Source organism: Sphingomonas oligophenolica (assembly GCF_039522915.1).
In the GTDB taxonomy this organism is placed as follows: Bacteria; Pseudomonadota; Alphaproteobacteria; order Sphingomonadales; family Sphingomonadaceae; genus Sphingomonas; species Sphingomonas oligophenolica.
This window is the reverse complement of record NZ_BAAAEH010000067.1, coordinates 72,592-84,944: the sequence shown is the minus strand read 5'-3', so window position 1 is coordinate 84,944 and position 12,353 is coordinate 72,592. Positions and strand designations below refer to the sequence as shown.

Genomic DNA, 12,353 nt, shown 5'->3' with positions numbered 1-12,353 from the left:
TTGGCAGAATCCTCAGGATTTGTCTGCCGTGCACCAACCCCTACAGATAAAATCCCGGACAGCAGTGCGGACGTGTTCCGGGGTCCACCGGGCCACAAGAGCCGAAGCCGAGGATAGTGCGGGGCAGTGGATACCGAAACAAGCCCGGCATGACGGTTTGGGTTACCGCTCCCTGGTCGCCGCGAACTTCACCTTGGGATAGCGATCCGCCACATAGCCGACATCCCACGCCGTCTTGGCGAGATAGACTGGGTTGCCGTCACGATCCTTGGCCATCGACGTCCGGTTGAGGTCCATGAAGGCCTTGAGATCGGCCGGATCGGCCGCCGAGACCCAGCGCGCCGTATCGAACGGCGCCATTTCGAGCCCGGCATCGACCTTGTACTCGGCTTCGAGCCGCGACAGCAGCACCTCGAGCTGGAGCTGGCCGACCACGCCGATGATCCAGTTCGAGCCGATCTCGGGATAGAAGACCTGGGTCACGCCCTCCTCGGCCATGTCGTCGAGCGCCTTGCGCAACTGCTTGGTCTTGGTCGGATCCTTGAGCGCGACGCGGCGCAGGATTTCCGGCGCGAAATTGGGCAGGCCGGTGAAGCGGATCGTCGCTTTCTCGCTCAGCGTATCGCCGACCCGCAGCGTGCCGTGATTGGGAATGCCGATGATGTCGCCCGGGAACGCCTCGTCGGCGAGCTCGCGATTCTGCGCGAAGAACAGGATCGGCGAATGGATCGCGATCGGCTTGCCGTGCCCCGTCGGTGTCAGCTTCATGCCGCGTTTGAAAATGCCCGAGCAGAGCCGCATGAACGCGATCCGGTCGCGGTGGTTCGGGTCCATATTGGCCTGGACCTTGAACACGAAGCCGGTGACCTCGGCATAATCAGGGGCGATCGGCGCCGGTTCGGCGGGCTGTGGGCGCGGGCCGGGCGCGTGCTTGCCGAGCGCCGCGATCAGCTCGGCCACGCCGAAATCCTTGAGCGCCGAGCCGAAATAGACCGGGGTCAGATCGCCGTTGCGATAGGCTTCGCCATCGAAGCTCGAATAGCCGCCCTGCGCCAGCTCGGCCTCGTCGCGCAGCAGGCGAAGGCCGTCCGCTGACAGGACCTTGTCCAGCGCGAGGTCGTCGAGGCCGGTAAAGGCAAGCGACTTGCCGTGGAATTCGCGCGACGGGCCCTCGGGCTGGCTCAGCGTGTTGGCGTAGAGATCATAGACCCCCTCGAAATCGCTGCCCATGCCCACCGGCCAGCTCATCGGGCAGACATCGAGCTGAAGGATATCGGCCACCTCGTCGAGCAGCTCGAAGGCGCTGCGGCCCTCGCGATCGACCTTGTTGACGAAGGTGATGATCGGCACCGAGCGCAGCCGGCACACCTCGAACAATTTGCGCGTCTGCGCCTCGATGCCGCGCGCTGCGTCGATCACCATCACCGCTGAATCGACTGCGGTCAGGGTGCGATAGGTATCTTCCGAGAAATCCTCATGGCCCGGCGTATCGAGCAGGTTGAAGGTGAGACCGTCCTTCTCGAACGTCATCACCGAGGAGGTGACCGAGATGCCGCGCTGCTGCTCGATCTTCATCCAGTCGGAGCGGGCGCGCCGGTTCTGGCCCCGTGCCTTCACTTCGCCGGCGAGATGGATCGCGCCGCCGAAATAGAGCAGCTTTTCGGTCAGCGTGGTCTTGCCGGCATCGGGATGCGAGATGATCGCGAAGGTACGGCGGTCGGAAAGGCTGTTCATTGGGTCTCACTCGTCGCCCCGGCGGGGGCCGGGGCCGCTATGTTGCATCGGACGCGCCGTGTCACGCGGGGCGGGCGCCTCAGGATCTCAGGGTGACGCTCATCGAGCAGGTCCACTCGCCACGCGGTGCGATCTCGAACACGCCGGGCTTGTCGCGGAAGTCGCCGGTGAAGCCGACCGGATCGGCGATGCCGTGCCATGGCTCGACACAGATGTAATGCGCGCCCGGGCGGGTCCAGATGCCGAGCTTTGGCGTGTCCGGAAAGGCGATGTCGAGTTGCGGCCCTTCAGGCGCGCCATAGGTGACGGCTGAAGAATGAATTCGGTCCCACACCAGCGCATCGGCGGCGAACAGCTCGTCGCTGAGCCGGAGCGTGCGGCCATCGATCGGCGACGCGCGCGTCTCGGCCGCGATCAGCCCGTCGCGGATCTCCTTCAGGCGTTCGGGTTCTTCCGCCTCGAAGACGATGCGATGGTCGTCACGCGGCGCGCCATAAGGCAACGGCCAGGCAAAGGCCGGATGGAAGCCGAAGCTCGACGGCATGACGGCATCGCCGCGATTCTCGATGCTGACCGCGACTTCCAGCGTGGCGGCGCTGAGGGTGAAGGCCACCTCCAGCGCAAAGGCGAAGGGGTAGACGGCGCGCGTTTCCTCATTGTCGGTCAGCCGGAAGACCGCTCGGGCGGCCTCGTGTGCGACCAGCTCGAACTCTTTGTGCCGAGCGAAGCCGTGCTGCTTCATCGCATAGGCGACGCCGTCGATCCGGATGGCGTCACCATTGGCCCGCCCGACCATCGGGAACAGGATCGGCGCATGGCCGGTCCACCAGCGCGGATCGGCATCAGTCATCAGCTCGCGGCCCTGCGGGTCGCGCAGAAGAGTGAGCTCGGCGCCGAGCGGGTTGATCGCGGCCGAGAGATGGCCTGAGGCGATTTCGATCAGTTTGGGCATTTCGTCTCTTGCTTCGTTCACGATGTTCACCGTTCACCCATTGCGCCATGCCGGACCTGTTCCGGCATCCATTGTTCAGCACGATTCTCGGCTGTCAGTCGCGCGACACGGTGGACCCCGGGACAAGCCTCGGGGTGACGGATGGGAAAGCCTGACGCTACCCCCGCAACACCGCCCCAAGCTTCGCCGCCGCAGCGACGACCTTGTCGCCGACTGCTTTCAGCTCTTCATCGGTGAAGCTTTTCTCGCCGGGCTGGAGCGTGACTTCGAGCGCGAGGCTCTTGCTGCCCTCCTCGACGCCGGCGCCGGTGAAGACGTCGAACAGCCGGACCGCGGCGATCGCAGCCTTGTCGGCGCCCGTCACCGCCCGGATGAGCGACTCCGCCGCAAGCTCAACGGGCACGAGGAAGGCGAAGTCGCGCCGCACCGCCTGAAGCGCGGGCGGCGTATAAGCCGGCCGCATGAAGCCCGCAGCGCGCTTGCCCGGAATCGAATCGAGATAGAGCTCGACCGCCGCCACCGGCCCGTCGAGATCATAAGCGCGGGCGGTCAGCGGATGGACCATGCCGAACGCGGCCAGCACTGTCTTCGGCCCGAGCCGGAGCGTGCCCGACTGGCCGGGATGCCAGGCGTCGCCAGCCTCCCCCATCACCTGCAGATTCTCGACCGGCGCGCCGGCCGCGGCGAGGAGCGCGAGCGCTTCGGCCTTGGCGTCGAAGGCATCGAATGCCGCCGCCTTGCCCTGCCGCCAGCCCCGCGCGCGACCTTCGCCGGCCAGCACCACGCCGAGGGTCGGCCGTTCCGCGGCGGCGAGATAGCGGCGGCCGATCTCGAACAGCCGCACGCCCTGCGCGCCGCGCTTGAGGTTGCGCGCGGCCGCTGCCAGCAGGCCGGGCAGGAGCGAGGGCCGCATGACCTTCAGGTCCTCGCTGATCGGGTTGGCGAGGCTCCACGCACCGCCGCCAAAGGGCGCCGCTTCCGCTTCCGAGATGAAGCTCCATGTCACCGCCTCGTTCAGCCCCCGCGCGGCCGCGGCACGGCGGACGCGCCGTTCGAGCTTCTGCTCGGGTGTCGCCGTGGGTTTCGCCACGCCGGGCACGCGATCGAGCGGGACGGTCGGCACCTTGTCGATGCCCTCGATGCGGATCACCTCCTCGACCAGATCGGCCGAACCGTCGACGTCGCGCCGCCAGCTCGGCACGGTGACGTTCCAGCCGCCATCGACCGTGAAGCCGAGGCTTTCGAGAATCGCCTTTTGCCGATCGGGCGCGATGGCGAGGCCGCCCAGTGTTTCGGCACGCGCCGGATCATAGGCGATCGTCCGCGGTGCAACCGGCGGCGTGCCTGCGCGCGTCACGCCGCTCGGCGTGCCGCCGCAATGATCGAGCACCAGCCTGGTCGCGATCGCGAGCCCGTCATCGAGGAAGGCCGGATCAACGCCGCGCTCGAACCGGGTCCGCGCGTCGCTGGTCAGGCCGAGCTTCTGCCCGGTGCGGGCGATATGGTCGGGATCGAAATAAGCGCATTCGATCAGCACGTCCGTGGTCGCGGCCGAGACGCCCGATTCAGCGCCGCCCATGATGCCGCCGATATCATGGACATGAGCATCGTCGGCGATGACCGTCATGCTCTCGGCAAGCGTATAGGTCTTGCCGTTGAGCGCGAGCACCGTCTCGCCATCCCGCGCGCGCCGCGCGAGCAGGCCGCCGGTGAGCGTCGCCCGGTCATAGACGTGCAAGGGACGGCCGAGATCGATGGAGACGAAGTTGGTGATGTCGACCAGGGCGGAGATCGGCTTCTGGCCGATCGCGGTCAGCTTCCGGCTCATCCATGCCGGCGACGTGCCATTGGTCACGCCCGACACGGCCTGCGCGAAGAAGGCCGGACAGCCTTCCACATCCTCGGTGCGGACGTCGGGCCCCGGGCCCTCGCCGGCGATGGGTGCGATCGCCGTCATCCGATAGACCTCGGCCAGGGGCTTGAGCGTGCCCAGCCCCGCCGCCGCCAGATCGCGCGCGATGCCGCGCACACCCATGCAATCCTGGCGGTTGGGGGTTATCGCGACATCGATCACCGGATCGTTCAGCCCGGCATAATCGGGATAGGGCGTGCCGACCGGCGCATCGGCGGGGAGCTCGATGATGCCGTCATGATCCTCGCCCAGCTCGAGTTCGCGAGTCGAGCACATCATCCCGTTGGAGACGACGCCCCGGATCTCGGCGACCTTCAGCGTGATGTCGCTGCCCGGCACATAGGCGCCGGGCGCGCCGAACACGCCCACCAGCCCGGCGCGCGCATTGGGCGCGCCGCACACGACCTGCATCGGCCCGCCACCGGCATCGACCGAGAGCACCTGAAGCTTGTCGGCCTGGGGATGGCGCTCGGCGCTCAGGACCTTCGCGACCTTGAAGGCGGCAAGTTTCTCGCCCGGATTCTCGACGCCCTCGACCTCGAGGCCGATCCGCGTCAGCGCCTCGACGATCGCGTCGAGCGACGCGTCGGTTTCGAGATGCTCTTTCAGCCAGCTCAGCGTGAACTTCATGCCCCCACTCCTCCGCTCAGCGTCGGCACGTCGAGCGCCGCGAAGCCATAATGTTTCAGCCAGCGGATATCGCCGTCGAAGAAGGGCCGCAGATCGTCCATGCCATATTTGAGCATGGCAAGCCGATCGATGCCGCAGCCGAACGCGAAGCCCTGCCACTCGTCGGGATCAAGCCCGCAGGCAGCGATCACCTTCGGATGCACCATCCCGGAACCGAGCACTTCCATCCAGCCATCGGACCCGCCGATCACGCGCTTGCCCTTCTCGATCGTGTAGCCGACATCCACTTCGGCCGAGGGCTCGGTGAAGGGAAAATAGCTCGGGCGCAGCCGCAGCACGACATCGTCGCGCTCGAAGAACGCCTTGAGGAAAGTCTCGAGCGTCCATTTGAGATGACCGAGCGTGATGCCGCGATCGATCACCAGCCCCTCGACCTGATGGAACATCGGCGTGTGGGTGGCGTCCGAGTCGGAGCGATAGGTGCGGCCGGGCGCGATGATGCGGATCGGCGGCTTCTGGGCGAGCATCGTGCGGATCTGCACTGGGGACGTATGTGTCCGCAGCAACATCTTCCGCTCGCCCTCGGCACTTTCCGGAAAATAGAAAGTGTCGTGCATCGCCCGCGCCGGATGGCTCTCGGGAATGTTGAGCGCGGTGAAATTGTGCCAGTCGTCCTCGATCTCGGGGCCGGTCGCGACCGCGAAGCCGAGATCGGCGAAAATCTCCGCCAGTTCGTCCATCACCTGGCTGACCGGGTGGATGCTGCCCATCCCGACGCCGTCCGCCGGCAGCGTCATGTCGAGAGTCTCGCGGGCGAGGCGCGCATCGAGATCGGCGCGGTCGAGCGCGACCTTCCGGTCGGCGATCGCCGCCGTCACCGCTTCGCGCAATCCATGGATGCGCGGGCCCTGGACCTGCCGCTCCTCGGGCGACATGGCGCCCAATGTCTTGAGCAGGCCGGTCACCGTGCCCTGCTTGCCGAGTGCCTGCACCCGCACCGCATCGAGCGCGTCGAGCCCGGCGCACGCTGCGATGGCGGCGAGCAGATGGTCGCGCAACTGGTCGAGATCGGTCATCATATCCTCATCTGGCCGGGGCTCAGGGCCCGATAACGAAAAGGGCGCGGGTGGCAATCCACCCGCGCCCCATGTTCCGGTCGCTACAGGTCGCTCAGGCGGCCTGGGGCAGAGCCGCCTTCGCCTGCGCGATGATGGCGCTAAACGCAGCGCCTTCGTGCATCGCGATGTCGGCCAGGACCTTCCGGTCAAGTTCGACGCCGGCGAGCTTCAGGCCGTGCATGAACACGCCATAGGTGAGACCCTCGGCGCGGACAGCCGCGTTGATGCGCTGGATCCAGAGCGCCCGGAACGAGCGCTTCTTCACCTTGCGGTCACGATAGGCATACTGCCCGGCCTTTTCGACGGCCTGGCGGGCGATGCGAATCGTGTTCTTGCGACGGCCATAATAGCCCTTCGCCTGATCGAGGATCCGGTTGTGCTTGGCGCGGGTGGTTACACCCCGTTTTACGCGTGCCATTTTCTAATTCCTTCCGCTCAACCGAGACCGTAGGGGGCCCAGGACTTCACCGCTGCGGTGTCGGCCTTGGAGAGCACCTTGGTGCCGCGATTCTGGCGGATATACTTGCCGTTGTGGTGCAGCAGGCGGTGGCGCTTGCCGGCGACGCCGTGCTTGAGCAAGCCAGTGGCAGTGAGCTTGAAGCGTTTCTTGACGCCGCTCTTCGTCTTGAGTTTGGGCATTTTCGTCTCCTTGTATGCGCGACGATTATGAACGGCCACGGCAGCCCATACCGGCCGGGCAGTTCCTCTTGATCGCGGAAAGGCGGGCGCATAGCGGTGCACGCGCGCAAATGCAACCTCAGCGGATGGCGGGATTCGGAACTTGCCGCATGCGCGAATGGTTGAAAGGCGATGGATTCACCGCGTTCGCCTGCAGCACCGCCCGGGAGCACCGGCGATTTCATCGTCGAAACGCCGGCTGAAGCCGAATCGACTCATGCCGCCGACGCTGAATCGGCCGAGGCCACCGTCGAATCGCGCCGCCTCTCCCGCCCCTGGCGAATCGCGCGCAATATCGTGCTCGGCATCCTCGGCGCGATCTTCCTCGCCTGGCTGATCCTCTACATCACCAAGGGCCGTTTCCTGAAGCATCCCTTCGAGCGCACCGTGGCTGCGATGACTCACCGCCAGGTAAAGGTGCCGGGCGACTTCCAACTCTATTTCGATCCGATCAACATTCATTTCGTCGCCGAGGGCATGACGATCTCCAACCCCTTATGGGCCTCCCGGCCCAATCTGTTCGAGGCGAAGCGGATCGACACGCGAATCGCCACCTTCCCGCTGATCGTCGGCGACCGGCGGGTGAAGGGGCTCGACATGCTGAACGGCGCGGTCGATCTCGAATGGAGCAGGGACGGCAAGACCAACACCTGGACCTTCAGCGAGAAGAAGGGGAAACCCTTCGAGATGCCGCTGATCCGCCAGGCCACCGTGGCGGGTACGACCTTGCGCTATATCGACCCAAGGTTGCAGCTCACGGCCGATCTCGCCTTCAAGACGATCAAGGCCAGCGACACCCGCTTCGAAAGTGCGATTCAGTTCACCGGCAAGGGCATGGAGCGCAAGACGCCGTTCACCCTGTATGGCGAGATGCTGGCCCCCAACGCCACCGTCGTCGGCGGCAAGAACAAGCTAGACCTCCACATCAAGGCGGCGCGCACCGCGATCGACGTGGCGGGCACGCTCGACGCGCCGACCCGGATCGACGGCGCCGACCTGAAGGTGACGGCGCGCGGCGGGAACATCGCCGATCTGTTCAGCATCATCGGCGTCGCCGTGCCTGAGACGCGCGCCTATCGACTCGATTCGGCGCTGACCAAGACCGGCGACGACTATCGCTTCACGGGGCTGCGCGGCCATTTCGGCGACAGTGACATTGCCGGCAAGCTGACCGTCAGGCTGCTCGAGCCGCGGCTGAAGATCGACGCGACGCTTGCCACCCGCACGCTCGACATCATCGATATCGCGCCGTTCATCGGCTATAATCCCGATGCGGTCGCGGCCCAGGGCAAGGGAGCGATCGTCACGAAGGTGAATGGCGCGCCGCGCCTGCTGCCCGACGCGCAGCTCCGCGTCGATTCACTCAGGAATTTCGACGCCGACCTGCACTATACCGTGCGCAGCGTGCGCGCCCGCAACCTGCCGGTCTCGAACATCGACCTCACGCTGGGGCTCGACGACAGCCTGCTGACGCTCTCGCCGCTGACCTTCGACATGGCGCGCGGCCATGTCAGCTCGGACATCAAGATCAACGCACGCAAGCCCGTCGTCCACACCGATTACGACATCCGCCTGTCGCCGACCCCGATGGGCGTACTGCTCGCCGGTTACGGGGTCGACGAGGCCGGCACCACCGGGACGGTGAAGGCGCGGATCCAGCTCGCCGGGGACGGCGACACGGTCCATGATTCGCTGTCGACCGCCAATGGCCGGATTGCGATCATCATCCCAGCCGGCAGCTTCTGGACGCGCAATGTCCAGCTTTCCGAGCTCGATATCGGCACCTTCGTGCAGAAGATGTTCCAGCATAAATTGAAGGAGCCAGTGAAGATCAATTGCGGGCTGATCGCCTTTACCGTGCGCAACGGCATTGGTGCCGCCGACCCGATCCTGATCGACACGCAGAAGAACGTCATAATCGGTCGGGGCGGTTTCAGCTTCAGGAACGAGTCGCTCGATTTCGCCGTGCGCGCCGATGGCAAGAAGTTCAGCCTGATCTCGGCGCAGTCGCCGATCGGCGTGAACGGCTATTTCGCCAAGCCGGGGATTACTGTGGTCAGCCCGCAGCTGATCGAGCGTGCCGGTGTCGGGCTCGGCCTGTCGCTGGTCGCGACGCCGCTTGCCGGCATCCTCGCCTTTGTCGATGTCGGCGACGCGAAGGGCACGCAGTGCGGCCCGGTCCTCGCCGGCGCGACGGCTAGGGCACAGCGCACCACCGGTGGAAAGCCGCGCGACGATGTCGGCCATGGCACCACCGCCAAGGCGGAAAACGGCAGGGAATCGCCCGGCGAGCGCCACGAGCAGCGCAGGAAATTCCTGGGGATCAAGCTCTGATCAGTGCCCCCGGCAGGCAAGCGCCTCGAGAATATCCTCGATCCGCGCCGGATCGCCAGCCGCAACCACCTCGCCGATGCTGTCAGCGGTCAGCGGATCGCCAGCCCAGTCGCACATCCGCCCGCCGGCACCCTCGACGACAGGGACCAGCGCCGCGAAATCATGGAGCTTGAGCCCATCCTCGACGACGATGTCGAGCCAGCCCGAGGCGACACAGGCATAATTGTAACAGTCGCCGCCGAGCACCGTGCTCATCACCGCCGCATCGAGATGCTCGAAGGCATGGAGCTGGTCGTCGCCGAACAGGGCCGGCGAGGTCGTCGCGAGCAGCGCCTGGGCGAGATCGGGGCAGCGCCGTGTCGTGGTCGGCGCGCCGTTGAACAATGTCGGCCGGCCGATGACGCCAAGCCAGCGTTCGCCGAGGATCGGCTGGTCGATCACCCCGAGCACCGGCCATCCGTCAGCGACCAGTGCGATCAGCGTGCCGAAGATCGGCCGGCCGGAAATGAACGCCCGCGTGCCATCGATCGGATCGAGCACCCAGGCGCGGCCGCTGGTGCCCTCGCGAACGCCATATTCCTCGCCGATGATTGCATCGTCGGGGAAGCGCGCCTCGATCGCGGCGCGCATCGCCTGTTCGGCCGCGCGATCCGCCAGCGTGACCGGCGACGCATCGGCCTTTGCCTCGAGCCCATGCGAGCGTCGGAAATAGGGACGGATTGCCGCCCCGGCGAGGCCGGCAAGGGTTTCCGCAAAGGCGATTTCTGCATCGGTGACGCGCATGCTGCTCCGCCTAGCCGTCCCGCCCAGCTACTGCCAGCCCGATCGAGCGCCTAAATTTCGACTCGCCCGCGAAACATTCGCCTGCCATCACGCCGGGATGCGACCCTATGCGATCCTTTCCGGTGCGGCGATGCTGACGATCTCCGCCCCTGCCGCCGCCCAGCTCCGCCCGCTCGTCGAGCCCCCGGCCTCCGCGGAGGCCGCCAGGGACGGGGTCGATGTCTATCTGATCAATGACGGGGCCCGCCCCGAGACCGGTGCGCCGGCAACCGTCGAAACCCGGACGGCGGACGGCGCGCGCCTGGTTTTGATCGCGCCGACCGCCGATCCGGTGACGGTACAGCCCGGCGCCTTCGCCAGGCTTCGCTATCGGCCGGCGGCTGAACAAGCCGCGGCGACACCGCTCCCGGTCGCGCCGAAACACGAGACGATCGTGGCGGATTCCTCGGGGACGTCGGGCGGCTTCCTCGATCGCTTCCGGCCGCATGAGCCGATCTATGGCGTGTTCGGCACCGGCGATGCCGGCGGCAAGCTGCAGGTCAGCTTCGCCTTCCGCGCGCTCGGCCGCGAGGACGGACCGACCCTCAATTTCGCCTATACCCAGACGATGTTCTGGGCGCTGAACCTGGATTCAGCACCGTTCCGCGCGACCAATTACAGCCCGGAACTGTTCGTCGACGTGCCGCTCGACCGCACGACGACGCTCGGCTTCGGCTACCGCCACGATTCGAACGGGGAAGTCACCGCGCGTTCGGTCGACATCAACCGTGCCTTCGCCCGCGTCTCGAAGCGCTTTGCGCTCGGCACCGGCTGGCAGGCCGAGCTGACGCCCGAGGCATGGTTCATTTTCGGCGAGCACGGCATCGCCGACGATATCGCGCGGTATCGCGGCTATACCGCGCTCACCGCGGCGATCGGCCGGCAGGACGGCCTGAAGCTGGCGATCACCGGACGCGGCAATGTCGGCACCGGCAAGGGCGCGGCCGAGGCGTTCCTCTCCTATCCGCTGACCGGCATCTGGGACCAGCTGCCCCATGTCTATCTCTTCGGCCAGGCCTTTACCGGCTATGGCGAGGCGCTGAACGACTATAAGCGCAGCGCCACCCATGCGCGGCTGGGGATCGCCTTCACCCGCTGAGGATATTGACGGGCGGGCGGGCGCGCGAAATCTGGTTAAAATCGAATGAGCGCTTGCGCCAAAGATTGGTGAAAATTCCCAATCTCTTCCGGATGTTTTCAGTACATCCTGTCGTACCCGATATATCTACCAAGCAATATCAGCATGTTACCGGATTGGCACGCTCCCTGCAATCACTCTGGCATCGGCGGCCGGATGGTCCGGATCGCCAAGTTCAGGGAATGAAGATCATGTCACTCCGTTTCGAAAATGCACAGCGCCTCGCTTTCTCGCTTGTCGGCGCCCTGATGTTCACCGTCGTGATGTTCAGCGCCGCCGTCTCGGTCGGCCCGGTCGCGTGACCGGGTCGCCACCCTCATTCATGCGAGATTTGAAATGACCCGCAGCCTCACCATCGGCATGGTCTCGTTCGCGACGACCGCCCTCCTTCTCCTCGGCCAATATGCCGTGATCGGCACAATCGGCTGAACCGGTGCGCCGGCCGGCGCGAATAAGCGGGCGCGGCGCGGCCGAAGCGTGTAGTATCCGTCACGGGCAGCCCGCCCGAGAGGATCGCCGACATGGCCAAAGCCCAGAAGAAATCGAACAAGGAAATCCGCAAGCCCAAGGCCGAAAAGGCGCCGAAGCAGAATGCTTCGAACCCGTCGAGCAAGGGCAAGGCGGTCGAAATGACCACGCTGAAAAACTGAGCGCCGACCCGATGACCAATGAAGAAGAAGATTTCGTCTATGACGAGGCCAGCGGCGAATGGATCAGCGCGGCCGACGCCCGCGCTCGTGCCGCCGGTACCGAGACGATCGAGGTCCGCGACTCAGTGGGCAACCTGCTTGCCGATGGCGACCAGGTGACCCTGATCAAGGACCTGACCGTCAAGGGCGCCGGCCAGACGCTGAAGCGCGGCACGCTGATCAAGTCGATCCGCCTCACCGGCGATCCGCAGGAAATCGACTGCAAATATGAGGGCATCAAGGGCCTGGTGCTGCGCGCCGAGTTCGTGCGCAAGCGCTAGACCCGCCTCTCTTGCAATTGACAGCGGCCTTCCCTTTCCGAAACGTGGTTCCCGGAAAGGGCGGC

11 protein-coding genes are annotated in these 12,353 nt (G+C 65.8%); 4 read left to right on the top strand and 7 right to left on the bottom strand.

Features of this window, described 5'->3' with window-relative positions; translation table 11 throughout:
- Positions 1-162: 162 nt before the first annotated feature.
- The 6 genes from ABD050_RS28905 to rpmI all read right to left on the bottom strand — a co-directional run bounded on the left by ABD050_RS28905 (position 163) and on the right by rpmI (position 6,985).
- Complete coding sequence (locus ABD050_RS28905; RefSeq protein ID WP_343893048.1) at positions 163-1,734, bottom strand: peptide chain release factor 3; 1,572 nt, start codon at positions 1,732-1,734, stop codon at positions 163-165.
- A gap of 79 nt (positions 1,735-1,813) precedes the next feature.
- Entirely contained in the window at positions 1,814-2,686 is an 873-nt protein-coding gene (locus ABD050_RS28900) for an aldose 1-epimerase family protein (RefSeq protein ID WP_343893047.1), read from the bottom strand.
- 157 nt (positions 2,687-2,843) lie between these two features.
- Positions 2,844-5,228: a phenylalanine--tRNA ligase subunit beta gene (gene pheT / locus ABD050_RS28895; protein WP_343893046.1), complete on the bottom strand. Its 2,385-nt coding sequence runs from the start codon at positions 5,226-5,228 to the stop codon at positions 2,844-2,846.
- A complete protein-coding gene (gene pheS, locus ABD050_RS28890) occupies positions 5,225-6,307 on the bottom strand; it encodes a phenylalanine--tRNA ligase subunit alpha (protein WP_425542526.1) in 1,083 nt (360 codons plus the stop codon). The genes pheT and pheS overlap by 4 nt, the downstream gene beginning before the upstream one ends.
- A gap of 91 nt (positions 6,308-6,398) precedes the next feature.
- Positions 6,399-6,764: a 50S ribosomal protein L20 gene (rplT, locus tag ABD050_RS28885; RefSeq protein ID WP_343893044.1), complete on the bottom strand. Its 366-nt coding sequence runs from the start codon at positions 6,762-6,764 to the stop codon at positions 6,399-6,401.
- Between the two features lie 17 nt (positions 6,765-6,781).
- Entirely contained in the window at positions 6,782-6,985 is a 204-nt protein-coding gene (rpmI, locus tag ABD050_RS28880; protein WP_343893043.1) for a 50S ribosomal protein L35, read from the bottom strand.
- A gap of 171 nt (positions 6,986-7,156) precedes the next feature.
- Between rpmI and ABD050_RS28875 the strand changes: the two genes are divergently transcribed.
- Positions 7,157-9,358 (top strand): AsmA family protein, encoded by a 2,202-nt coding sequence (locus ABD050_RS28875; protein ID WP_343893042.1) that lies wholly within the window; start codon positions 7,157-7,159, stop codon positions 9,356-9,358.
- Here the strand turns inward: ABD050_RS28875 and hisN are convergent, their stop codons facing one another.
- Entirely contained in the window at positions 9,359-10,141 is a 783-nt protein-coding gene (gene hisN, locus ABD050_RS28870) for a histidinol-phosphatase (protein ID WP_343893041.1), read from the bottom strand.
- A 97-nt stretch (positions 10,142-10,238) separates the two neighbouring features.
- Between hisN and ABD050_RS28865 the strand changes: the two genes are divergently transcribed.
- The 3 genes from ABD050_RS28865 to ABD050_RS28855 all read left to right on the top strand — a co-directional run bounded on the left by ABD050_RS28865 (position 10,239) and on the right by ABD050_RS28855 (position 12,288).
- Entirely contained in the window at positions 10,239-11,279 is a 1,041-nt protein-coding gene (locus ABD050_RS28865) for a phospholipase A (protein WP_343893040.1), read from the top strand.
- 560 nt (positions 11,280-11,839) lie between these two features.
- Positions 11,840-11,968, top strand: coding sequence for a hypothetical protein (locus ABD050_RS28860; protein ID WP_343893039.1), 129 nt, complete (start codon positions 11,840-11,842; stop codon positions 11,966-11,968).
- A gap of 11 nt (positions 11,969-11,979) precedes the next feature.
- Positions 11,980-12,288, top strand: a complete 309-nt coding sequence (locus ABD050_RS28855; protein WP_343893038.1) for an alkylphosphonate utilization protein — start codon at positions 11,980-11,982, stop codon at positions 12,286-12,288.
- Positions 12,289-12,353 lie beyond the last annotated feature (65 nt).